Consider the following 25,205-nt stretch of genomic DNA (forward strand, 5'->3'; position numbering starts at 1 on the left):
TCTGTATTTCTATTGACATCTGCTTATTTATGAGTTATATTTGGTTCATCAAAAACAAGGAGGTCAGACCAATGGGACGGTAATCTATTTCGAAAACTACTATTTTAAATAAATAGTTTCAAATAGATAAGAAAAAATAAGGAGGACATACCAATGGATGGAATAGGTTAAAGATCCACTGTTCGGAAAGAAAAAGAACAGTGGATTTTTTTTGACAAATTTTAAAAAACCTATTGTGTTCTGTCTCCACTATGTTTATCCTAGTATAGGAAACACGTAGAAAAACTTAGCGAGGTGTGTGAAATGAAACCAATTAAAGAAGGAAAAGTCCGTGAAATCTATGACAACGGCGACAGTCTGATCATGGTTGCTACCGACCGTATCAGCTGCTTTGATGTGATCCTGAAAAACACAGTAACAAAAAAAGGAGCTGTATTGACTCAGCTTTCTAAATTCTGGTTTGATATGACAAGCGACATCCTGCCGAATCATATGATTTCAGCAGATGTAAAAGATATGCCGGAGTTCTTCCAGCAGCCGCAGTTCGATGGAAACAGCATGATGTGCAGAAAACTGAACATGCTTCCGGTAGAATGCATTGTCCGCGGCTACATAACAGGAAGCGGTTGGGCTAGCTATCAGAAAGACGGCACTGTATGCGGAATCAAACTGCCGGAAGGACTAAAAGAATCCGATAAACTCCCGGAACCGATCTATACACCATCCACAAAGGCTGAGATCGGCGATCATGATGAAAACATTTCCTACGAACAAAGTGTGGCACATCTGGAAAAATACTTCCCGGGAAAAGGCGAAGAGTACGCATCCAAACTCCGTGATTACACGATTGCCCTTTACAAAAAATGTGCAGACTATGCATTGAGCCGCGGCATCATCATTGCAGACACGAAGTTTGAATTCGGTCTCGACGAAGAAGGCAACATCGTCCTTGGCGACGAAATGCTCACACCGGACAGCTCCCGTTTCTGGCCAGCTGAAGGATATGAACCAGGACATGGTCAGCCATCCTTCGACAAACAGTTCGCCCGTGACTGGCTGAAAGCAAACCCTGACAACGACTGGACTCTGCCGGATGACATCGTACAGAAGACCATCGACAAATACCTTCAGGCTTACGAAATGATTACCGGAGAAAAGCTTCAGTAAATTTCAAACCTGTACAGGCCTACGCAAAATATGGGGCATCGAGGTTCAAAAGATCTCGACGCCCCATATTATTTTATACAATACAAAACTTTTACCCAAGCTCTTGGCAAAGAGCTACGATACAAAATCCCCGCAGAACCATGGTCCTGCGGGGATTCTATTTACATCATCATCTTACGATAATAATTCAATATACAATCTTTAATTATTCGATGATTGTAGCAACACGTCCAGATCCTACTGTACGTCCACCTTCACGAATAGCGAAACGAAGTCCCTGTTCCATAGCTACTGGATGGATCAGTTCAACTGTCATTTCTACGTTATCTCCAGGCATGCACATTTCTGTTCCTTCCGGAAGTTCGCAAACACCTGTTACGTCTGTTGTTCTGAAGTAGAACTGCGGACGGTAGTTGTTGAAGAATGGAGTATGACGTCCACCTTCATCTTTTGTCAGAACGTAAACCTGAGCTGTAAATTTGTGATGGCATGTTACAGAGCCTGGTTTAACAAGAACCTGTCCTCTTTCGATTTCTGTTCTCTGAACACCACGAAGAAGAGCACCGATGTTATCTCCAGCCTGAGCTTCGTCAAGAAGTTTACGGAACATTTCTACACCTGTTACAACTACTTTACGTGTTTCTTCATGGATACCAACGATTTCTACTTCGTCAGATACGTGAAGTGTACCACGTTCTACTCTACCTGTAGCAACTGTACCACGTCCTGTGATAGAGAATACGTCTTCGACTGGCATAAGGAACGGTTTGTCTGTAGCACGTTCCGGATCCGGAATGTAGCTGTCAACAGCGTCCATAAGTTCCATGATCTTGTCGCCCCATTCTCCTGTCGGATCTTCAAGAGCTTTCAGAGCAGAACCTTTGATGATCGGAGTGTCATCGCCCGGGAATTCGTATTCGTCAAGAAGTTCACGAATTTCCATTTCTACTAATTCAAGAAGTTCTTCGTCGTCAACCATGTCACATTTGTTCATGAATACAACGATATACGGTACACCTACCTGACGGGACAGAAGGATGTGCTCTCTTGTCTGAGCCATAACACCATCTGTAGCAGCTACAACAAGGATAGCTCCGTCCATCTGAGCAGCACCTGTGATCATGTTCTTAACGTAGTCAGCATGACCTGGGCAGTCAACGTGTGCGTAGTGACGTTTTTCTGTTTCGTACTCAACGTGAGCTGTAGAGATTGTGATACCACGTTCTCTTTCTTCCGGTGCTTTGTCGATGTTTTCGAAATCTACTGCAGCGTTACCAGCAACTCTTTCAGCAAGAGTTTTTGTGATAGCAGCTGTTAAAGTTGTTTTACCATGGTCAACGTGTCCGATTGTACCAATATTACAATGTGGTTTTGTTCTTTCAAATTTAGCCTTTGCCATTTGAATAGTCCTCCTTAATTCTGCCCCGGATACGGGCAATTTTTTGATTTAAAAGTTTACTCAGCTATATCTGATTATATTTCAAATCTGCCGAATTTTCAAGCCTTTTTAGGCATTTTTATTGGATAATACTTTTTCCTGTACGTTCTTCGGTACTGGTTCGTATTTTTCGAAGAACATGGAGTAGTTACCACGTCCCTGTGTTCTGGAACGAAGATCTGTGGAGTATCCGAACATTTCAGAAAGCGGTACATATGCACGTACGATCTTTCCGCCGCCCAGGTCATCCATTCCTTCGATACGTCCACGACGGGAGTTGATATCTCCGATAACGTCTCCCATGTATTCTTCCGGCATCGTTACTTCTACCTTCATGATAGGTTCAAGAAGTACCGGAGCTGCTTTTGACATAGCATCCTTGAATGCAAGAGATCCTGCAATGTGGAATGCCATTTCAGAAGAGTCGACTTCATGGTAAGATCCGTCGTAAACATTTGCATGGATACCAACAACCGGGAATCCGCCAAGGATACCGGACTTCATAGCTTCTTCGATACCTTCGCCAACTGCCGGGATGTATTCCTTCGGAATAGCGCCACCAACAACTGTGGATTCGAATTTGTATGTTTCTTCTCCATTGACATCCATTGGTTCAAATTTAACTTTACAGTGTCCGTACTGTCCACGACCACCGGACTGTTTTGCATACTTGCTGTCCACATCAACTGCTTTTGTAAAGGATTCTTTGTAAGCAACCTGCGGAGCACCAACGTTTGCTTCTACCTTAAATTCACGAAGAAGTCTGTCTACGATGATTTCAAGATGAAGTTCTCCCATACCTGCGATGATCGTCTGACCTGTTTCATGGTCTGTATGAGCACGGAATGTCGGGTCTTCTTCTGCAAGTTTTGCAAGAGATTCTCCAAGTTTGCCCTGGGAAGCTTTTGTCTTCGGTTCGATAGCAAGCTCGATAACCGGTTCCGGGAATTCCATGGATTCAAGGATTACCGGATGCTGTTCGTCACAGATTGTATCTCCTGTTGTGGAGAATTTGAATCCGATTGCTGCAGCAATATCTCCGGAGTAAACTTTGTCAAGTTCTTCTCTCTTGTTTGCGTGCATCTGAAGGATACGTCCGACACGTTCTTTTTTGCCTTTTGTTGCATTCAGAACGTAAGAACCGGAGTTCATTGTTCCTGAGTACACACGGAAGTAAGCAAGCTTACCTACGAACGGGTCTGTCATGATCTTAAATACGAGAGCTGAGAACGGTTCTTCATCAGAAGAATGTCTCTCTACTTCGTTTCCGTCTTCGTCAACACCCTTGATAGCCGGGATGTCTGTCGGAGCCGGCATGTATTCAACAACCGCGTCAAGCAGCTTCTGAACACCTTTATTTCTGTAAGCAGAACCACAGCAAACCGGGATAGCCTGACATTCGCATGTAGCTTTTCTTAATACTGCTTTTAATTCGTCGATGGACGGCTCTTCGCCTTCCAGGTACTGCATCATCAGATCGTCGTCAAGCTCACAGATTTTTTCTACGAGCTCTGTACGATAGAGTTCTGCATCATCCTGCATATCTTCCGGAATATCGCAAACTGTGATGTCATCGCCCTTATCATCATTGTAGATGTAAGCCTGCATTTCCATCAGGTCGATGATTCCTTTGAATTCGTCTTCTTTTCCGATCGGAAGCTGAAGACAGATTGCATTTTTCCCTAATCTTGTTTTGATCTGTTCTACTGCATTGTAGAAATCTGCTCCCAGAATGTCCATCTTGTTGATGAACGCCATACGCGGTACGTTATATGTGTCTGCCTGACGCCATACGTTTTCAGACTGCGGTTCTACACCACCTTTGGCACAGAACACACCTACAGCGCCGTCAAGTACACGAAGGGAACGTTCTACTTCTACTGTAAAGTCAACGTGTCCCGGAGTATCAATGATATTGATACGGTGTTCAAGAGCACCTTTTTTCGGTTTTGTCTTTTCTTCCAATGTCCAGTGACATGTTGTAGCAGCTGAAGTGATCGTGATACCTCTTTCCTGTTCCTGTTCCATCCAGTCCATGGTAGCAGTACCTTCGTGAGTATCACCGATCTTATAGTTAACACCGGTATAGTAAAGAATACGCTCTGTCAGTGTAGTCTTACCAGCATCGATATGAGCCATGATACCAATGTTTCTTGTTCTCTCTAATGGATATTCTCTTCCAGCCAAGACTTTTTCCTCCTATTAATAATGAGATCGACTGTTTCACAAAACAGAATGTGGATTCTGTCAAGAATCTTAGAAGCGGTAGTGAGCGAATGCTCTGTTTGCTTCTGCCATCTTGTGCATATCTTCTTTTCTCTTTACAGCTGCTCCTGTATTGTTTGCAGCGTCGAGAATTTCGTTTGCCAGTCTTTCTTCCATTGTCTTTTCTCCTCTGTTACGGGAGAATGTTGTCAACCAGCGAAGAGCTAAAGCCTGTCTTCTGTCTGCACGAACTTCGATCGGTACCTGGTATGTTGCTCCACCGATACGTCTTGCTTTTACTTCCAGTACAGGCATGATGTTGTTCATTGCCTCTTCAAATACTTCGATAGCCGGTTTGTCAGCTTTCTCAGCGATTCTTTCAAATGCGCCATATACAATCTTCTGTGCTACACCTTTCTTACCATCTAACATGATGTTATTGATAAGTTTTGTAACAACTTTGTTATTGTACAATGGATCCGCTAATACGTCTCTTTTCTGAGTATGTCCTTTACGTGGCACGGTCCTTCCCTCCTTAATCATAATTGGATTAAATCATCAGTACTCGCTTCACAGAATGCGTTCGTGCGGCAGGACATATTCATCATATATGTCAATCCGCAACCTACTAATCTTCATAGTCCTGTGATACGATAACGATTTTGTTACTTAACTTTTACTTATTTCTTTGCGTCTTTCGGTCTCTTAGCACCGTATTTGGAACGAGCCTGGCGTCTCTTAGCAACACCTGCTGTATCCAGTGTACCACGAACGATGTGGTATCTTGTACCTGGTAAGTCCTTAACACGGCCTCCACGGATAAGAACAACGCTGTGTTCCTGAAGGTTGTGTCCTTCTCCCGGGATGTAGCTTGTTACTTCGATTCCGTTAGACAGACGAACTCTGGCGATCTTTCTAAGAGCAGAGTTAGGTTTTTTAGGTGTAGCTGTCTTAACTGCTGTACATACACCTCTCTTCTGCGGTGCAGATGTGTCTGTAGCTCTTTTTTTCAGAGAGTTGTATCCTTTCTGAAGTGCCGGAGCTGTAGATTTCTTTACAGAAGTTTCACGTCCTTTTCTTACTAACTGATTGAATGTTGGCATTCCTTTCACCTCCTACGAATAATTAATAAGGTTGCTTAAAACATTTTCATGTTTCCGCACGCGAAAATAACTCGCACTTTCACGCGCGCTAGATAATTGTATTACGCCAAATAAAAAAAGTCAAGGCTTTCCCTCGACTTTTTTCAACTATTCAGCCATGCGCGGCTTTTTTTCCGGATTCACAGGCTTGTCTGTGTAAGACGGATAAAAGCCGCATTTGGCATAGCTTTTAATGGATCATCATTCCCATCACGTACAGATCATAATATATTCCATTCAGCAGTGTGGAATTTTTGCGGCATCCTTCGATCTGGAATCCGAACTTCATATAGAGGGAAACGGCCATCACATTATCAGCTCTTGTGTCCAGGCTGATTCTTGTCGTCACACCGTTTCCTTTTGCCCACTCAATAAGCTGACGGATGAGTTCGGATCCAATTCCCTGATTCTGGTATTTCTTTGCTACCACAATTCCGAGTTCCCCGTCATGTCTTGCCTTGATCTTGTGGGAAGAATGAATCGTCGCAATACCTGCGATTTCTTCGCCGTCCATAGCAAGGAGCATAATATTTGTAGCATTTCCTTCAAGAGAGCGGATTTCCTCTTCCTGTTCCTTCACATTCATCGGATACTCGTCTTTTTCAAAACTGAGGTAGCTTGTCTCCCCACCTACGTAATTATAAAATTCTACGATTTTGGCCGCATCTTCTACAGCTGCCCTTCTGATATTGATTTCTCCCATCTGACCAAACCTCTCTTTCTTCTTTTCTCTAACTATACCGCATTGCCATCTAAAACATAACAGATTCCTCGAATCTCCTTCTATCCGATCGACAAAATCAGACACCACAGGGGGAGCGTCACAAGTGATCCAAGCGTCGTGAGAAAGATCATACCAGTCGCATAGCTTTCGTTTCCCCCATATTTGGATGACAAAAGCGCTGTCGTGACAGGAGCCGGCATTCCTGCCATGATTACAGTAATCCCGCGAAGAATGGAAGGAATCGGGAGAAGTGCTGTGACTCCAAACAAAATCATCGGAAGGATCACAAGACGCACGGACGTGTAGAAAACCATTGTCTGGTCAATCAGCCCTCTGGGATCCATCTCCGCCAGCATCATGCCGATCAGCATCATGCTCATAGGTGTGTTGGCACTGCTCAACCCTCCTACCGCAGTTGTGAAAAATATCGGCCATTGAACCGGGAGCAGCATCGCAATGAGGCCAAGAAAAATGGCTACAATACACGGATGGGTTACTACTTTTTTCACGACGTTTTTCTTCTGACCGGATATAAAACAGGACACGCCCACCGACCACATAACGATCCGCACCGGCAGCATAAAGACAGACGCATACAGAAGTCCATTTGTCCCGTATATTCCTTCAATTACCGGGTTCCCCAGAAAACCCCCGTTAGAAACGATCGTACCGTAACGCAGCGGCTTTCGCTTTGTCTCATCTGCCTTCTTATATAGAAGAAACGCTGCTCCTACGGAAATTACATTATAAAGGACCGAAAGCAGGATTGTGATCAGCACCAGCCTCCACACATTATCTTTAGTCTGTACAAGAAACGCGTGAAAAATATTAAACGGCAGGAGCACGTACAGGCACAGATCCACCATGTTCTTTCTTCCTTCCATCCCGACGATTCCCCGTCTTCTCACGAGAAAACCGACCAGAACGAAGAAGAACATCATCCCCTGCATATTCAGCATATTTTGGACGATCATTCCTCTATAATCCTATCTTATCTGCGATCGCACACATGGATGCAAGGGCAATATCGATGAACTCATCAAAATTCATTCCTGTAAATTCAATAGCTTCCATGTAATCTCTATTTGCTCCGGCGGCAAAACGCAACTCCCGGAAGCGCTTCGTTACCGACTTATGCTTTACGCTTGCAATCTTCTTATCCGGATAAATCTGCGCGATGGCCTTTAAGAATCCGCTCATCGGGTCGGATGCAAGGATCGCATACTGAAGATTCGTCTTTGCCTTCACTCCGCTTTGCGGATTATGGGAACAGATTGCGTCAAAAAGTATCGGGTCATCGATCCCTTCACTTTTTAATATCTCCACTGATTTCGGTCCGTGTGTCTCCGGATGTTCCTTCCATTCGCAATGTTCTTCGTCCAGATCATGCAAAAGCCCTACAATTCCCCAGTACTCCACCTGATCCGGCGCAAGTTTTTCTGCTACACCCCGCATGATAGCTTCCACTGCGTAAGAATGTTCCAGATACCGCTGTCCCTTCATATATTTCTGCAAAATTTCGTAAGCTTGTTCTCTCGTCATTCCATATACCTCCGCATTTTCCCTCCGTCAAGCTGCATGATACAGATCGCAGAAGTTTTTTACAGGTATAATACTACTACATTGCAGCTTTTCTGTCCAGCCTGTCATCGATGCCAGGTACCTTGATCCAATGGTTCTGATGACTTGTTCTTATCAGTAAAAGGGAGGGCATTCCCAAAGTCATCTCCTGACTTTTAGAAACGCCCTCCCTTATGTATACGTGTCTTATTCTTCCGGTACTACGATCAAATCTTTTGTAAAGTGGTTCAGAACTTCACATCCGTCTTCTGTAACGATTACAAGGTCTTCGATACGAACACCAATGCCTTCGTCCATCAGATAGATACCTGGTTCAATAGAGAATACCTGTCCTACCTGGATGATATCTTCATTTACAGAAGATACATCGCCATATTCGTGGTCTTCCATACCGATGGAATGTCCTGTTCTGTGTGTGAAGTATTCGCCGTATCCTTTTTCTGTGATATAGTTACGGCATGCAAGGTCAACATCGCACATTCTTGCACCAGGCCTTACAGCGTCGATACCTCTCTGCTGAGCTTCTTTTACGATTTCATATACTTCTCTTGCTTTATCAGATACTTCTCCGATGAATACTGTTCTTGTCATATCTGAGCAGTAATCATTTAAGATACCACCGATATCAAGTACTACGCTGTCTCCGCGTTTTCCTTTTGAGTCGTCTGTTACATGGTGCGGGTCAGCGCCTGATTTTCCATAAGCTGTGATCGGATCAAAAGATACTCCTGAATGTCCTGTTGCAGCGTACATTTCTCTTACTTTCGCATTCAGTTCTTTTTCTGTATATCCTTTTACAACGAGCGGGATCAGTTCTTCCATGATCTTGTCGTTTGCAAGGGATGCTTCTCTCATGAGCTGCTGTTCATGTTCATCTTTGACCATTCTTACATAGTCAACGATCATGGAACCATTGAGGAATTTGCTTCCTGCGCCTAATTCCTGAAGTCTTAAAAGGAATCTTGCCGGCCATACTTTGTCAATTCCGATCGGTTTGTCTTTTTCGACAAATCTGCTCAGAATTTCCACTGCATCCTCAACATCATCATACCACACGAGTTCTACTCCCAGGTCTTTTTCCTGCGGGAACAATTTATTGATAACAAGTTTGTGATTTCCATTTACGTTCAGGTAAAGTGCAAGCATTCTTTCCCCTGGAATAATCCACTTTCCTGTTAAGTAGTAAATTGTCGGAGGATCAGAAATGATCATCTGCGGCATTCCCTGCTCTTCCATTTTCGTTAAAATTCTGCTTAATTTTGTTTGGTCCATAGCTATTACCCCACTTTCAATATGATATTAAACTAGCTGTATTTATTATAGACTTCCTGGCGGTAAAAGTCAATCAACTCCGTGTGCAATTGCTAATCTGCCAGTGTCCCCATCGGATCCCATGCAGCCAAATGGATCGGTTCCTGATCTGCTTCTTTTAGCTGTTCTTCCGTAAGATATTTTTTGTGAATGACTGCCTGGTAAACAAAACGGTCAAACCATGACGCGCTCATCTGATAAAAACCTTTTTCCCCGTGTTCCTCGCTCCAGCTGTTCTGGATTTTCCACTTTGTCGCTTTTCCGTCTTCATCGAGATTGACTCCGGTAATAACCATGGCATGATTCATGGCGCTCTCTCTGTAGTCGAGGCTGTCCCCTTTTGTCATATTAAAATCTATGTCGAAAGCTCCTTCGTAATCATAAGCTTCCGTACTCCATATACCTCTGTCACGCTCTCCATATTTTCCAACATCGCTCCCAAACCACACGAGCTGTCCGTCTGACAGCTGGCGGATGATCAGGTCTCGCAGCGTATCCATAGGGACATTATAGTAACGTACCGGCGCGCCTTCTGCTACATTTCCAAGGAAATCCACCGTATAGCTTCGCCCAAACGGTTTGTCTTCCGTAGGGGAATTGATGATGCTTACATAGTCTTTCAGATTGAGCCCTACGAACTGTTCGTAGAATGTCTCCGGTGTCAGATTCCTTGCAATGTGGTACTTTTTGTCTTTATCCACATATTCAAAATCAAATGTCTTCGGAGGTTTACCAAAACACATGCAGAGGAAGCGATAGATTTCTTCCATCATCTGTTTCTTTTCTGCCTGTGCGTCTCCGCCTTCACGGACAGTCCTGCGAAGTTTTGCCGCGCATTGTCTGAGTCTCGCGTTCAAAAGACTGTTCATCTCAGCGGTATTACTGCTCTGGTACGTCTCTTCCATAGCACTTTTCGGAACTACCTTATATTTTTCCACAAGGTTCACGAACATATCCCACTGGCCGCCGTCCTGTACACCTATGGATAAGATGTGACAAAGCAACCGGTCATCTGTCGGTCGGTCTGCGAGGGCGATCACACTTTCCAGCATATAATTTGCTTTCTCGAATTTGTCCCAGAATGCCATGTAATTTTGGGACAGTTCAAACTTTTCGAGGCCACACTTCTTTGCCGTCTCCTCACGAAGTATATTCAACGCTGAAAAGATCCAGCACCGTCCGCTGGACTTCTGATTCGTTACCGGAAGTGTCGGGATATCCACTGAAAAAGCGAACTGTGACGCTGCCAAAGACTCGTAACAAAACGCCACATCTTTAACCGAGTGCTTGTACAATGCGTTTGTCATCGCTCTCCCCAGCGGATGCCTTTCATAGCACTCGTCAAACTTTTCAATATCCTTCCATGTAACACCTTGAAACTGACTCATCTTCTGTCCTTCCTTTCCGCCGTGTGGGTATATTGGCCATACGGCTTTGCCTGTAAATTGTTTTTGCATTATTGCATTTTCTTCCTCTTCCAATCAGTATATCACAACATAAAAACAGGCACAATACCTTTCGGCACAGCACCTGTTTCTGAGTAAACTTATGAAACGAAATTTTATTCTTCTGTTGTCCCCTCTGATTCTTCTGCCATTTCAGCTTCGTAGTCTTCATCGGCAGCTTCTTCCATGTTGATATCTGCAAATTCAGACTCTCCTGCTTCCAGATTTTCCTCAGCTTCTGCAGACTCTTCTTTTGCCTTTGCAGCCGCTTCCGCTGCTTCTGCTTCTTTGAGGGCTTCTTCCTCTTCTTTGCGAAGACGCTCTTCCTCTTCTTTCTTTGCAGCGATCATGGCATCTGTATTCAGCTTGATGTTGCGGTATTTGCTCATACCTGTACCAACCGGAATCAGTTTACCGATGATTACGTTTTCTTTCAGACCGATCAGCGGATCGACTTTTCCTTTGATAGCTGCCTCTGTCAGAACTTTTGTTGTCTCCTGGAAGGAGGCTGCTGACAGGAAGGAATTCGTCGCGAGCGCAGCCTTCGTGATACCAAGCATTACCTGCTCTCCTGTAGCCGGCTCTTTTCCTTCTTCAATAAGTTTCTGGTTTGTATCTTCAAACTCAAGCGCATCTACCATCGTGCCCGGGAGGAAATTGGAATCTCCATTTTCCTCGATGCGGATTTTCTTCAGCATCTGGCGAACGATAACTTCGATATGCTTATCGTTGATATCTACACCCTGGAGACGGTATACCCTCTGCACTTCCTGGATCATGTAATCCTGTACAGCACGGAGTCCTTTGATCTTCAGGATATCATGCGGGTTGACACTACCTTCTGTAAGTTCATCCCCGGCACCAAGCTCTGCTCCGTCCATGATCTTGATTCTTGATCCGTACGGAATGAGGTATGCTTTTGATTCTCCTGTCTCATTGTTTGTAACAATGATCTCTCTCTTCTTCTTCGTGTCGTGGATTGTTGCAGTTCCTGCAAACTCAGTGATGATAGCAAGACCTTTCGGTTTTCTTGCCTCAAAAAGTTCTTCGACACGAGGAAGACCCTGTGTGATATCATCGCCGGCCACACCACCTGTGTGGAACGTACGCATTGTAAGCTGTGTACCAGGTTCCCCGATAGACTGAGCAGCAATGATTCCGACTGCCTCTCCGATCTGTACCGGTTCTCCTGTAGCCATGTTTGCACCGTAACATTTTGCACAGATACCCAGATGGGATTTACATGTAAGGATCGTACGGATTTTAACCTTCTTGATCTCTTTGCCGTCTTTATCCACACCTTTTGTCACGATCGCAGCCGCACGTTTTGGCGTGATCATATGGTTTGCTTTCACGATGACATTGCCGTCTTTGTCGCAGATCGTCTCACAGGAATAACGTCCTGTAATACGTTCTTCAAGACTTTCGATCTCTTCGTTTCCGTCCATAAATGCATGCACGTACATACCCGGAATTTCTGCGCCCTTCGGCACACAGTCCACTTCACGGATACTCAATTCCTGAGATACATCGACAAGACGTCTTGTGAGGTAACCGGAGTCCGCTGTACGAAGAGCCGTATCGGAAAGACCTTTACGTGCTCCGTGTGCAGACATGAAGTATTCCAAAACGTCAAGACCTTCACGGAAGTTAGACTTAATAGGGAGCTCGATCGTACGTCCTGTCGTATCAGCCATAAGTCCGCGCATTCCGGCAAGCTGTTTGATCTGTTTATCGGAACCACGGGCTCCGGAGTCAGCCATCATGAAAATGTTATTATATTTGTCAAGTCCGGAAAGCAGAGCCTCTGTCAGGGCATCGTCTGTCGCCTTCCATGTCTCTACGACTTCTTTGTAACGTTCTTCTTCTGTGATAAGACCACGCTTGAAGTTTCTTGTGATCCTATCTACTGTATCCTGTGCCTGCTTGATCATTTCCGGCTTCTGCGGCGGCACCGTCATATCGGAAATAGATACTGTCATAGCGGCTCTTGTGGAGAATTTGTATCCGATCGCTTTTACATTGTCAAGCACTTCTGCAGTAGCGGAAGCCCCATGTGTATTGATTACTTTTTCAAGGATTTTCTTAAGCTGTTTCTTTCCTACATGGAAATCTACTTCCAGAAGAAGTTCGTTTCCTTCCACTTCACGGTTTACAAATCCAAGATCCTGCGGGATGATCTCATTGAAGAGGAAACGTCCCAATGTGGATTCCACAGTACCCATGATTGTTCTTCCATCCGGCATTGTTTTTGTCACGCGGACTTTAATCTTGGAATGCAGCGTGATAACCTGATTTTCGTACGCAAGGATGGCTTCGTTGACGCTCTTAAAGATCTTTCCTTCCCCTGCCGCTCCCGGTCTTTCCTGAGTCAGATAGTAAATACCAAGTACCATGTCCTGTGAAGGAACGGCTACCGGTCCACCATCTGACGGTTTCAGAAGGTTGTTCGGGGAGAGAAGGAGGAAGCGGCATTCTGCCTGCGCTTCCACAGAAAGCGGCAGATGTACAGCCATCTGGTCCCCGTCGAAGTCGGCGTTGAAAGCCGTACATACGAGCGGATGAAGTTTGATCGCCTTACCTTCCACAAGGATCGGTTCGAAAGCCTGAATACCAAGTCTGTGCAGTGTAGGGGCACGGTTCAGCATAACCGGATGTTCTTTGATGACATCTTCCAGCACATCCCACACTTCTGTCTGCAGTCTTTCTACCATCTTCTTTGCATTTTTGATATTGTGTGCCGTACCGTTTGCAACCAGTTCTTTCATTACGAACGGCTTGAACAGCTCGATCGCCATTTCTTTCGGCAGACCGCACTGATAGATCTTCAGTTCCGGTCCTACGACGATAACGGAACGTCCGGAATAGTCTACACGTTTTCCGAGCAGGTTCTGACGGAAACGTCCGGATTTTCCTTTCAGCATATCGGAAAGAGATTTCAGCGCACGGTTTCCAGGTCCTGTTACCGGACGTCCGCGACGTCCATTGTCGATCAGGGCGTCAACCGCTTCCTGAAGCATTCTCTTTTCGTTTCTTACGATAATGTCCGGAGCTCCCAATTCCAGGAGTCTTCTCAGACGGTTGTTTCTGTTGATGATTCTTCTGTACAGGTCATTTAAGTCAGACGTTGCAAAACGTCCGCCGTCAAGCTGTACCATCGGACGCAGATCCGGCGGGATGACCGGGATCACTGTCATGATCATCCATTCCGGCTTATTTCCGGATTCACGGAACGCCTCCACTACTTCAAGACGTTTTACGATCCTTGCGCGTTTCTGGCCTGTAGCTCCTAAAAGCTCTTCTTTCAGCTCATGATATTCTTTTTCAAGGTCGATATTCTGCAGAAGTTCCTGTACTGCTTCTGCTCCCATTCCCACGCGGAATGCACTTCCCCATTTTTCCCTTGCGTCCTGATACTCCTGTTCGGAGAGTACCTGTTTGTACTGCAGATCTGTCTCTCCTTTATCCAGCACAATATAAGAAGCAAAGTACAGCACTTTCTCCAGTGTTCTCGGAGAAAGATCGAGGATCAGACCCATACGGCTCGGTATCCCCTTGAAATACCAGATATGGGAAACCGGAGCGGCAAGCGCGATGTGCCCCATACGTTCACGGCGCACACTCGCTTTTGTCACTTCAACTCCGCATCGGTCACAGATCACACCTTTATAGCGGATCTTTTTATATTTTCCACAATGACATTCCCAGTCTTTGCTAGGTCCGAAAATTCTCTCACAGAAAAGCCCGTCGCGTTCCGGCTTCAGTGTTCTGTAGTTGATGGTTTCCGGTTTTGTCACTTCTCCCCTTGACCATTCCAAGATTTTTTCAGGTGATGCCAGTCCAATTTTAATGGCGTCAAAGGTCATTGGCTGATATGTGGCTTCACTATTAGTTCCTGTCATTTATGGCACCCCTTTCTATTCTTCATCAGACATTTCGTCGAATTCAATCGAAAAGTCATCGTCGCTAAAATCCAGTTCCTCTTCTTCCGGCTCTTCTTCGATGTCTACCAGCTCTTCGCCCTGGAATTCCTGCTGTGAAAATCCGTGTTCTCCGTAAGACTCTCTGTCGCCGCCATATCTTCTGTCTCCTTCGATGATGGCATTGAGATTTGTTTCTCCATAATCAGATGTCTCCATGATCTCCACTTCTGTGTTGTCATCTTTGAGGACACGCACATCCAGTCCCAGTGACTGAAGCTCTTTGAGAAGTACTTTGAAGGATTCCGGAATACCTGGTTCCGGAATGTTGTCGCCCTTGATGATCGCTTCGTACGTCTTCACACGTCCGATGACGTCGTCGGACTTCACTGTGAGGATTTCCTGCAGCGTGTAGGATGCGCCGTATGCTTCCAGCGCCCAAACTTCCATTTCCCCGAAACGCTGTCCACCAAACTGTGCCTTACCACCCAGTGGCTGCTGTGTTACCAGTGAGTAAGGACCTGTGGAGCGTGCATGGATCTTGTCGTCTACCAGGTGGTGGAGCTTCAGATAATGCATGTGTCCGATCGTAACAGGGCTGTCAAAGTATTCTCCTGTACGTCCGTCTCTCAGCCGTACTTTACCATCTCTGGAAAGCGGCACACCCTTCCAAAGTTTTCTATGTTCTCTGTTGTCATAAAGATACTGCATCACTTCCGGAAGAAGTTCTTCTTTATGTTTCTCTTCAAACTCTTCCCAGGAAAGATTTACATAATCGTTTGCCAGATCCAGTGTATCCATGATATCGTTCTCGTTCGCCCCATCAAATACCGGTGTTGCGATATTGAAGCCAAGTGCTTTGGCCGCAAGACTCAAGTGGATCTCCAGCACCTGTCCGATGTTCATACGTGAAGGCACCCCAAGTGGGTTCAGCACGATATCAAGCGGGCGGCCGTTCGGCAGGAACGGCATATCTTCTACTGGAAGTACGCGGGAAACGACACCCTTGTTACCGTGACGTCCGGCCATTTTATCTCCGACGGAAATCTTTCTCTTCTGTGCAATATAGATACGTACTGCCTGGTTTACGCCAGGAGACAATTCGTCTCCATTTTCTCTTGTGAACACTTTTGCATCCACAACGATACCGTATTCCCCGTGCGGTACTTTGAGGGAAGTATCTCTTACTTCGCGGGCTTTTTCTCCAAAGATCGCTCTCAGAAGTCTTTCTTCTGCGGTAAGCTCTGTCTCTCCTTTCGGAGTTACCTTTCCGACAAGGATATCTCCGGCACGCACTTCCGCACCGATACGGATGATACCTCTGTCATCAAGATCTTTCAGCGCATCGTCGCCGACACCCGGGATATCTCTTGTGATCTCTTCCGGTCCCAGTTTTGTGTCACGCGCTTCTGCTTCGTATTCTTCTATATGAACGGATGTGTATACGTCGTCCTGTACAAGACGTTCGCTTAACAATACAGCATCCTCGTAGTTATAACCTTCCCATGTCATGAAACCGATGAGCGGGTTCTTTCCAAGCGCCATCTCGCCGTTGGATGTGGATGGTCCGTCTGCAATGACTTCTCCCTTTTCCACTCTGTCCCCTTTGAATACGATCGGCCTCTGATTGTAGCAGTTGGACTGGTTGCTTCGCAGGAACTTTGTAAGTTTATATTTCTTTCTGTTTCCACCATCCTGTTTGATGATGATTTCTGTGGATGCGGAACGCTCTACGATACCGCCTTCCTCAGCGACAACGCACACACCGGAGTCAACCGCTGATTTTTCTTCCATACCTGTTCCTACTACCGGAGCTTCTGTTGTGAGAAGCGGAACGGCCTGACGCTGCATGTTTGATCCCATGAGCGCACGGTTAGCATCGTCGTTTTCAAGGAATGGGATAAGGGCTGTAGCCACAGAGAATACCATCTTCGGAGACACGTCCATGTAATCGAACTTGCTTCTTTCGTATTCCTGTGTCTCTTCACGATAACGACCAGATACATTCTTTCTGACAAAATGTCCTTCTGCATCCAGCTGCTCGTTGGCCTGTGCCACATGGTAATTGTCTTCCTCGTCCGCTGTCATGTAGACTACTTCGTCTGTGACAACCGGATTCTCCGGATCGGATTTGTCGATCTTTCTGTACGGAGCTTCAACGAATCCGTATTGGTTGATTCTTGCATATGTCGCAAGAGAGTTGATCAGACCGATGTTCGGACCTTCCGGCGTCTCAATCGGACACATTCTTCCGTAATGGGAATAATGAACGTCGCGGACCTCGAATCCGGCACGGTCTCTTGAAAGACCTCCTGGTCCAAGTGCAGACAGACGTCTCTTGTGTGTCAGCTCGCCGAGCGGGTTATTCTGATCCATGAACTGAGAAAGCTGAGAAGATCCAAAGAACTCTTTTACCGCCGCAGTAACCGGTTTGATATTGATCAGAGACTGCGGAGAGATGCCTTCCAGATCCTGTGTCGTCATTCTCTCACGCACCACTCTCTCCAGTCTGGAAAGACCGATCCGGTACTGATTCTGGAGAAGTTCTCCTACCGCACGGATACGTCTGTTTCCTAAGTGGTCGATATCGTCATCATTTCCAATTCCGTATTCCAGATGCATGTTGTAGTTGATAGATGCAAAAATATCTTCTTTTGTAATATGCTTCGGAATCAGTTCATGAATGCTCTTCTTGACAGCAGCCTTCAGTTCATCCACATCTCCAGCTGTCTCTTCCAGAATTTCAGCCAGTACCGGATAGTAAACAAGTTCTGTCACTCCCACTTCATGAGGGTCGATTCCAGTCACTTCTTTGAGGTCAACAGCCATATTGGAAAGGACTTTGATATCTCTTTCTTCGCTTTCGTTGCTGATCCACACATACGGAACTGCATTATTCTGAATCGTATCTGCAAGCTCTCTGGTCACTTCTGTGCCTGCTTCCGCGAGGATTTCCCCTGTAAGCGGACTTACCACATCTTTTGCAAGGACATGGCCTGTGATCCTGTTCTTGAGGAGCAGCTTTTTGTTGAATTTATAACGTCCTACTTTTGCAAGATCGTATCTTCTCGGATCAAAGAACATACTTGTGATCAGGCTTTCTGCACTGTCCACAGCAAGCGGTTCGCCTGGACGGATCTTCTTGTAGAGCTCCAGAAGACCTTCCTGATAATTCTCTGCCGTATCTTTCCCGAAACTTGCAAGGATCTTCGGTTCTTCACCGAACATCTCGATGATTTCCGGATTGGTGCCGATACCCAATGCACGGATCAATACCGTAATCGGTACCTTTCTTGTTCTATCTACTCTTACATAGAAAACGTCATTGGAGTCTGTTTCATATTCAAGCCATGCACCACGGTTCGGAATAACCGTACATGAGAACAATTCTTTACCGATCTTGTCGTGGGCAATTCCGTAATAGATACCCGGGGAACGTACAAGCTGACTTACGATAACACGTTCCGCACCGTTGATCACGAACGTTCCTGTCTTCGTCATGATAGGCAGATCGCCCATAAAGATTTCGTGCTCATTGATTTCATCTGTTTCCTTATTATAAAGCCTTACCCTTACTTTCAAAGGTGCCGCATATGTCGCGTCACGCTCTTTACATTCCTCGATCGTATATTTCACATCGTCTTCACATAATGTAAAATCCACAAATTCCAGACTGAGCTGTCCACTGTAATCTGTGATCGGGGAAATGTCCTCGAACACTTCCTTCAGTCCTTCATCAAGGAACCACTGATAGGAATCTTTCTGGACTTCAATCAGATTTGGCATCTCAAGAACTTCTTTTTGTCTGGAATAAGTCATACGGGAACTTCTTCCGCTTTTCATGGGACGAATTCTGTTTTTCTCCATTGACGTTTCACTCCTTGTATATTTATTTTCGTGAAAAACACCAGTTTTCATGTTGCTTTGCGGGATTTTCCTACAATTTTGCGCCCATCTCATGGCGCACCATCCCACAATAGTGCATTTTTAACTATATCACAAAGCATTTTGTCATGTCAAGAACTTTTTTATTTTTCTTTACTTTCTTTTCCAGGCACCGCATCCCGTCCAGATGGCCTTTTATTCTACAGGGGAGTCCAGAAGACTTTCCCAACAGAACAAAAAGGCAGGACCCTTGCGGATCCTGCCTCATACAAGCACAATTATTTAACGTTAACTTCTGCGCCTTCGCCTTCAAGTTTAGCTTTGATTTCTTCTGCTTCTTCTTTAGAAACAGCTTCTTTTACTACCTTCGGAGCGTTGTCAACAAGTTCTTTTGCTTCTTTCAGTCCAAGTCCTGTGATTTCACGAACGACTTTGATTACTTTAACTTTGGATGCTCCAGCTGCAACAAGTTCTACGTCGAACTCTGTCTTTTCTTCAGCTGCTGCTGCTTCTCCGCCTGCTGCTGCAACTACAACGCCTGCTGCTGCGGATACACCAAATTCTTCTTCACATGCTTTTACTAAATCATTTAATTCCAGTACGGATAATTCTTTGATAGCTTCAATAAATTCAGCTGTTGTTAATTTTGCCATTTCATTTACCTCCATATTTTGTTTCGGTTTTGTTTTTCAATCAATTATTCAGCTGTTGTTTCAGCTGCTTCTTCTGCCGGAGCTTCTGCTGCGGCTTCACATTCGCCTGCTCCACCTTTTTCAGCGATCTGATTAAGTACACGAGCAAGATTTGTGATAGGTGACTGTAAGCTTCCAAGCAATTTGGAAATAAGTTCTTCTCTTGACGGAATCTTGGAAAGTTCATTGATTCCTGCTGCATCGTAAACTGTTCCTTCAACGACACCAGCTTTTACTTCAAGAGCTTCTGCTGTTTTAGCGAACTTACAGATAATTCTTGCCGGAGCTGTAGCATCTTCTTTAGACACTGCCATAGCGCTCGGTCCGTCCAGATATTCTTCCAGTCCTGCAAACTCTGTGCCTTCGAACGCTCTTTTCATCATAGTGTTCTTGCAGACTTTGTAGATCACACCCGCTTCTCTTAACTGTTTACGCAGTTCTGTATCCTGAGCTACTGTCAATCCACGGTAGTCAACAAGCACAACAGACTGTGCGTCCTTTACGTCTTCAGCGATTGCCTGCACGATCGGCTGTTTTAATTCTACTTTTGCCACGATGGTTGCACCTCCTTATATTATTTGTGAGCTGCCAGAAAAAACCTCTCTGCAAAGACAGAGAGGTCAACATTCAAGTAATGAATTTCGTCTTCCTCGGTAGGCGTTTTGATCCTTATGCCATCCGGCACCTACTGTCTTCGGCAGTTACCTTGTAACCTTATCACAACTTTTTCTGGTTGTCAATATTTTTTTGATATCTTTTTTGATTTGCTCCCTTTGATTTTCTTCCACATTCTTTTTTCCGGTTTATGCAGATATCCCCTCTTCTGTATCCTATAAACAATATATTTTCCAGACGGTGGGAATTATGGTACAATACGGGTTATGATTATATCGTATGTACGCAAAACCAATACTCAGAATCATAAAGGAGGAGATATAAATGATCTTAATAAAGAATGCAGCCGTTTATGCTCCGGAGGCGCTCGGTGTAAAAGATGTCCTGATCTGCGGAGGACAGATCGAAGCCATTGAAGATGAGATCCATCTCTCTTTTCCATCCTGCCACGTTATCGAAGGAACAGGAAAAAAACTGGTGCCTGGAATCATAGATCCGCACGTACATGTCACGGGCGGTGGCGGCGAGGGCAGTTTCCACACTCAGGTGCCGCCAGTCACTCTGTCTGAGCTGATACGCGGAGGTATCACGACAGTTCTCGGCCTGCTCGGAACAGACGGAATCACGAGAAACACAGAAAATCTGATCGCACGGGTCAAGGCTCTGAAAGAAGAGGGGCTTTCCGCCTATGCCTGCACCGGCTCTTATGCGTATCCAAGTATTACCTTGACAGGCAGTGTCGGACGGGATCTAGTTTTTGTAGATGAAATCATCGGCGTGAAACTGGCTCTTTCTGACCACCGGGCTCCCAATGTCACTGTCGAAGAACTGATCCGCCTTGGAAGTGACGCCCGTACCGCCGGCATGCTTTCTGGTAAGTGCGGCATCGTACTCCTTCATATGGGAGATGCTCCGACTGGCCTTTCTCTCGTCCTGGAAGCATTAAGGCAAACCGCAGTCCCTGCCAAAATCTATCATCCCACTCATGTTAACCGAAAGAAAGAACTTTTAAATGAAGCATTTTCTTTTGCCAGCCAGGGCGGGTTTATCGATCTGACCTGCGGCATTACCGGCGCAGGCAGGCCGGCCTCATGTATTATGGAGGCCAAAAATCGCGGTATCCCACTGGACCGTATTACCATAAGCTCGGACGGCATGGGAAGCTGGTCTACCTATGACACTGTTGGAACTCTTCTTGAAATAGGTTACGCTCCTGTCGATACAGTCTATAAGGAGCTCAAAGTTCTCGTACAGGAATATCAGATGCCTTTAGAAGAAGCTCTCTGTTTTGCCACATCCAATACTGCAAAATCACTGGAGCTTTTTCCGCAAAAGGGATGCGTGCGCGTCGGATCCGACGCCGATCTCCTGCTGCTGGATGAAGATCTGACTCTCCACACTGTGATCGCCAAAGGTAAACGGATGATGGCAGATCATGTCCTGTTAAAAAAAGGCACCTATGAATCATAACATTCAAAAACAGAAAACCCACCGCAAAAAGGATCCTGCAATCGCCGGTGGGTATTTCTGTCTGAATTTTATTTCTCCTTCCATTTCCGTCCCTCTTCTGCTATACTATATCTGCATTTATACAATCGGAATACAATGTATTCCGGACTGGTTCGTGAACTTCCCAGTATAAAAAACCAAGTATCTCAAACTAACATTTTAAAAGAAAAGGAGATTGGAGAATGAATGCAAAAAAAGTAATTCTGGACTGTGATCCGGGGATCGACGACGCGCTGGCTCTTATGCTTGCCTTGTCCTTACCGGAAATCGAAGTCATCGGCATCACAGTCGTCTGCGGGAATGTTCCCGTCGAAACCGGCGCAAAGAATGCGCTTCAGGTCCTGCAATGGATGAACCGGACCGACATCCCTGTCTACATCGGGGAAGCAAAGCCTTTAAAAAGGCCTTATGTGGACGCCATGGACACGCATGGCAGAGACGGTCTCGGGGAATCTTTTTTCACTCTTGAAACAACGCAAAAACCAAGAACAGATGCCGTTTCCTATCTGCTGGACACATTAAAGTCTGAAGAAGACGTATCGGTCATCGCCCTTGGCCCCATGACAAACCTTGCCCGGGCAATCCAGAGAGACATCCAGGCATTCTCACGCGTAAAAGAACTTGTATCCATGGGCGGATCCTACAAATCCCACGGAAACTGTTCTCCTGTGGCCGAATACAATTACTGGTGCGACCCGGACGCCGCAGCTTACGTGTACGATGCGTTTTCCACACGCCCAGAGCTCAGCGGCAAAAAAATCCACATGATCGGACTGGATGTAACCAGAAAAATTGTGCTAACCCCAAATATTTTGGAATACATGAAGTATCTTCAGCCGGATATCGGGGAGAAAATCAAGTCAATCACACGGTTTTACTTTGATTTCCACTGGAAACAGGAAGGTATTATCGGATGCGTCATCAACGACCCTCTCGCAGTGGCATATTTCGCCAACCACGATATCTGTCAGGGATTCGATGCATTTACCGCTGTGGAGACCGAAGGGATAAGTCTTGGACAGAGCGTCGTCGATGCCTGTGGCATCTGGAAAAGATCTGCAAATGCAACCATCCTTACAAGCGTCAATGTGAAGGAATTTTTCCTTATGTTCTTTTGCAGTGTACTGGGGGCAGACAGGGAAACGACCGATCACATCCTGAGTCATATCCTGACCCAGGAGGCAATATCATGAGGAACAACAAACTTCATATATCCCAGTTGTCTTTTCTCGCACTTACGGCTGTGCTGAATATTGCGGGGGCTAACCTTGCGCTAACACTGCGGCTTCCCATCTATTTTGATACTCTGGGTACTATGATGGCCGCCATGCTTTTTGGCCCTGTGTACGGAATGATCCCAGGTCTTATCAGCGCACTGATAACCGGAATCACAACCGACATCTACTCTCTGTTTTTCTTGCCAGTCCAGCTTATCACAGGGTTTGCCGCGGGACTGCTGCTGCACACGAAAGACCGGACCATCCATTCGGGCAGATTTCCTCTCCCGGTTCTCACACTGCTGATTTCCGTCCCAGGTACAGTCGTATCAGCACTGATATCCTCTTTTGTATTTGGCGGCATCACTTCATCCGGTTCTTCCGTCCTTGTGCAGATTTTGCACCACAGTGGTCTCGGACTTACCGCAAGTGTATTCTGTGTGCAGATTTTTACGGATTACGCCGATCGGATACTTACGCTTTTCGTGTCCATCTTTTTGCTGCACGCACTGCCAAAAAGCATCATCCAGAGTTTAAAGGAAGGAGTATCCTATGGATCGATACAGTAAGATCACAAACAAAAATCAGCGGGAGATCGTTCTCCTAAAAGGCTATCCCTGCGTGTGGGGAAAATGCCGATTCTGCGACTACATCGATGATAACTCCCGGGATCTGGAGGCCATGCGTGCCCTGAACCAGGAAGTGCTCTCGCACATAACCGGGGAGTTCGGCGTCCTGGAAATCATCAATTCAGGAAGCTGTTTCGAGCTGCCGAAAGAAACATTGGAGGATATCCGGACAATTGTCCAGAAAAAAAAGATTCAGAAGCTCTTCTTTGAGGCACACTGGATCTATCGGAACCGCCTCGATGAAATGCGCCGTTTCTTCGGCATTCCGATCGTATACAAAACCGGAGCCGAGACATTTGACTATGATTTTCGCGAAAACTATCTGAACAAACACGCTTCTTTCAAAGATGCGGAAGAATTGAGTCAATACTTTGATTCCCCTTGCCTCATGGTGGGCATCAAAGGCCAGACAAAAGAAATGATCCGGTACGATATCGACTGTCTGAAACGTTATTTCAAACTTGGGACGCTCAACGTCTTCACAGACAATACGACGGATGTAAAACGGGACGAATCGCTCGTCCGCTGGTTTCTCGAAGAATACCGCTGGCTCGAAGACGATCCGTCCATAGAGGTTTTATATGAAAATACTGATTTTGGGGTGGGGGATTAGTCCTCATCCCAATCTTTTTTGTTCCGCCCGACAGCAGACAAATAGATGCCAGATGCAATGATTCCGATAAGCGGGATAAGGAACACACCGTAGGCAATGGCGTCAAGAGCAATCCATACCGTGGCCGACCACGCCGCATAACCTATCAGTATTTCTGTCAAAATCGCTCCAAAGTACACAAGCAGACAGATTCCTGCTATCTTCTGTTTCTTCCGCCTTCTTCGGTCTCCGCAGTGCCGGACTGTCCAGATTCCAATCAGAAGGATTGAAATTTCTGCAATTATTTCTTTGATGCCCCATATAACATACATCTGCTCAAAATTGTCCAATCCTCCGCCCTGATAACTCTCCATCAAATTCAACGTTCCGAAAAAGAGAAACCGCATCCCCCAATGCACGAGATAGACGATGCCGTACACGATGAAAAAAATTCCCACGCCCTTCAATTGTTTTCTGCCCGGAGCCATCTCCCGTCCGGTGGACGCCCGAAAAATTTCCTCGGCAAATGTCCGCTCCGACTCCCCAATCTCTTCTCTCAGACTTCTGCCGCGCACGCGCGCTTCTTTGGCCATCCCGATGATTTCCCTTCGAATCCCTTCCAATTCTCCCTCATCCACTTCACAGCAGGAAATCTGGCGCATGATCTTCCTCAGCGTCATCCAATCTTCATCTTCCAAAGAGGAATCATCTACATATACATGTTTTTCTTTATACGTTTTCATACGTTTCCTCCTTTCTTCCATAATCGATCCATCGCTTCCCGGATCGCACTCCAGCTCTCTTCAAAACTTTCCATGTAGCGCACTCCCTCTTCCGTCAGCTTGTAGTATTTTCTGTCCGGTCCAAGCGGAGACGCCTTAAATTCTCCTTTTATGATCCCTTTCTTTTCCAGTCGGATCAAAAGAGGGTAGATCGTCCCTTCCTTGATCTCCCCAAAGCCGCATGCCTGGAGCTGCACGAGGATCTCATATCCATATGTCTCATTTGCGGACAGGATCTTCAGTATCGCCCCTTCCAGCGTCCCCCGCATCAGCTGCGATTTATCATACATGTTACCACCTACTTTGTTCCACAAGGTACTTTTCTTAACTACATAGTAGCACAAAGTAGTC

The 25,205-nt window shown here is 45.7% G+C and carries 20 protein-coding genes, 1 riboswitch and 1 other annotated feature; of the genes, 5 read left to right on the forward strand and 15 right to left on the reverse strand.

The window, feature by feature from the left end:
* Nucleotides 1-294: 294 nt before the first annotated feature.
* Nucleotides 295-1,167 carry a phosphoribosylaminoimidazolesuccinocarboxamide synthase gene (locus tag FLB61_RS02600; RefSeq protein WP_288723441.1) on the forward strand — a complete coding sequence of 291 codons (873 nt, stop codon included), beginning with the start codon at nt 295-297 and terminating at the stop codon, nt 1,165-1,167.
* 205 nt (nt 1,168-1,372) lie between these two features.
* Here FLB61_RS02600 and tuf read toward each other — a convergent pair whose 3' ends face one another.
* The 13 genes from tuf to rplJ all read right to left on the reverse strand — a co-directional run bounded on the left by tuf (nt 1,373) and on the right by rplJ (nt 20,064).
* Nucleotides 1,373-2,566, reverse strand: a complete 1,194-nt coding sequence (gene tuf, locus FLB61_RS02605) for an elongation factor Tu (protein WP_087199795.1) — start codon at nt 2,564-2,566, stop codon at nt 1,373-1,375.
* A 108-nt stretch (nt 2,567-2,674) separates the two neighbouring features.
* Entirely contained in the window at nt 2,675-4,792 is a 2,118-nt protein-coding gene (gene fusA / locus FLB61_RS02610; protein ID WP_087209945.1) for an elongation factor G, read from the reverse strand.
* 69 nt (nt 4,793-4,861) lie between these two features.
* Complete coding sequence (gene rpsG, locus FLB61_RS02615; protein WP_207651603.1) at nt 4,862-5,332, reverse strand: 30S ribosomal protein S7; 471 nt, start codon at nt 5,330-5,332, stop codon at nt 4,862-4,864.
* 158 nt (nt 5,333-5,490) lie between these two features.
* Complete coding sequence (rpsL, locus tag FLB61_RS02620; protein WP_087199800.1) at nt 5,491-5,913, reverse strand: 30S ribosomal protein S12; 423 nt, start codon at nt 5,911-5,913, stop codon at nt 5,491-5,493.
* Between the two features lie 229 nt (nt 5,914-6,142).
* Nucleotides 6,143-6,655, reverse strand: a complete 513-nt coding sequence (locus FLB61_RS02625) for a GNAT family N-acetyltransferase (protein ID WP_221919328.1) — start codon at nt 6,653-6,655, stop codon at nt 6,143-6,145.
* An 80-nt stretch (nt 6,656-6,735) separates the two neighbouring features.
* Complete coding sequence (locus FLB61_RS02630) at nt 6,736-7,650, reverse strand: AEC family transporter (protein ID WP_087199804.1); 915 nt, start codon at nt 7,648-7,650, stop codon at nt 6,736-6,738.
* 4 nt (nt 7,651-7,654) lie between these two features.
* On the reverse strand, nt 7,655-8,218 hold the full coding sequence (locus FLB61_RS02635; protein ID WP_087199806.1) for an HD domain-containing protein: 564 nt from the start codon (nt 8,216-8,218) through the stop codon (nt 7,655-7,657).
* Nucleotides 8,219-8,443: 225 nt separating this feature from the next.
* The gene (locus tag FLB61_RS02640) at nt 8,444-9,529 is read right to left on the reverse strand and encodes a M24 family metallopeptidase (RefSeq protein WP_087199808.1); all 1,086 of its coding nucleotides are present in this window, start codon (nt 9,527-9,529) and stop codon (nt 8,444-8,446) included.
* Between the two features lie 92 nt (nt 9,530-9,621).
* Nucleotides 9,622-10,956, reverse strand: coding sequence for a C1 family peptidase (locus FLB61_RS02645; protein ID WP_087200038.1), 1,335 nt, complete (start codon nt 10,954-10,956; stop codon nt 9,622-9,624).
* A 173-nt stretch (nt 10,957-11,129) separates the two neighbouring features.
* Nucleotides 11,130-14,915 carry a DNA-directed RNA polymerase subunit beta' gene (gene rpoC, locus FLB61_RS02650; protein WP_087199810.1) on the reverse strand — a complete coding sequence of 1,262 codons (3,786 nt, stop codon included), beginning with the start codon at nt 14,913-14,915 and terminating at the stop codon, nt 11,130-11,132.
* Between the two features lie 15 nt (nt 14,916-14,930).
* Nucleotides 14,931-18,800, reverse strand: a complete 3,870-nt coding sequence (gene rpoB, locus FLB61_RS02655) for a DNA-directed RNA polymerase subunit beta (RefSeq protein WP_221919329.1) — start codon at nt 18,798-18,800, stop codon at nt 14,931-14,933.
* Between the two features lie 296 nt (nt 18,801-19,096).
* Nucleotides 19,097-19,471, reverse strand: a complete 375-nt coding sequence (gene rplL / locus FLB61_RS02660; RefSeq protein WP_087199814.1) for a 50S ribosomal protein L7/L12 — start codon at nt 19,469-19,471, stop codon at nt 19,097-19,099.
* A 44-nt stretch (nt 19,472-19,515) separates the two neighbouring features.
* The gene (rplJ, locus tag FLB61_RS02665; RefSeq protein ID WP_087209965.1) at nt 19,516-20,064 is read right to left on the reverse strand and encodes a 50S ribosomal protein L10; all 549 of its coding nucleotides are present in this window, start codon (nt 20,062-20,064) and stop codon (nt 19,516-19,518) included.
* 29 nt (nt 20,065-20,093) lie between these two features.
* Nucleotides 20,094-20,226, reverse strand: a sequence feature (ribosomal protein L10 leader region).
* Between the two features lie 223 nt (nt 20,227-20,449).
* On the opposite strand from rplJ, the gene iadA reads away from it, so the two are divergent.
* The 4 genes from iadA (at nt 20,450) to FLB61_RS02685 (ending at nt 24,093) form a co-directional block, all read left to right on the forward strand.
* Nucleotides 20,450-21,595 (forward strand): beta-aspartyl-peptidase, encoded by a 1,146-nt coding sequence (gene iadA / locus FLB61_RS02670; protein WP_221919330.1) that lies wholly within the window; start codon nt 20,450-20,452, stop codon nt 21,593-21,595.
* A 141-nt stretch (nt 21,596-21,736) separates the two neighbouring features.
* Nucleotides 21,737-21,781: riboswitch (PreQ1 riboswitch) on the forward strand.
* A 35-nt stretch (nt 21,782-21,816) separates the two neighbouring features.
* Complete coding sequence (locus FLB61_RS02675; RefSeq protein WP_221919331.1) at nt 21,817-22,827, forward strand: nucleoside hydrolase; 1,011 nt, start codon at nt 21,817-21,819, stop codon at nt 22,825-22,827.
* Nucleotides 22,824-23,420 carry an ECF transporter S component gene (locus FLB61_RS02680; RefSeq protein ID WP_221919332.1) on the forward strand — a complete coding sequence of 199 codons (597 nt, stop codon included), beginning with the start codon at nt 22,824-22,826 and terminating at the stop codon, nt 23,418-23,420. Before FLB61_RS02675 ends, FLB61_RS02680 begins: the two co-directional genes overlap by 4 nt.
* On the forward strand, nt 23,404-24,093 hold the full coding sequence (locus FLB61_RS02685) for a radical SAM protein (RefSeq protein WP_221919333.1): 690 nt from the start codon (nt 23,404-23,406) through the stop codon (nt 24,091-24,093). Before FLB61_RS02680 ends, FLB61_RS02685 begins: the two co-directional genes overlap by 17 nt.
* Here FLB61_RS02685 and FLB61_RS02690 read toward each other — a convergent pair.
* Both FLB61_RS02690 and FLB61_RS02695 read right to left on the reverse strand, forming a co-directional pair.
* Entirely contained in the window at nt 24,090-24,815 is a 726-nt protein-coding gene (locus tag FLB61_RS02690) for a hypothetical protein (protein ID WP_221919334.1), read from the reverse strand. The genes FLB61_RS02685 and FLB61_RS02690 overlap by 4 nt on opposite strands.
* Nucleotides 24,812-25,144 carry a PadR family transcriptional regulator gene (locus FLB61_RS02695; protein ID WP_221919335.1) on the reverse strand — a complete coding sequence of 111 codons (333 nt, stop codon included), beginning with the start codon at nt 25,142-25,144 and terminating at the stop codon, nt 24,812-24,814. The genes FLB61_RS02690 and FLB61_RS02695 overlap by 4 nt, the downstream gene beginning before the upstream one ends.
* Nucleotides 25,145-25,205 lie beyond the last annotated feature (61 nt).

The sequence above is a fragment of the Sellimonas caecigallum genome (assembly GCF_019754295.1).
In the GTDB taxonomy this organism is placed as follows: Bacteria; Bacillota; Clostridia; order Lachnospirales; family Lachnospiraceae; genus Sellimonas; species Sellimonas caecigallum.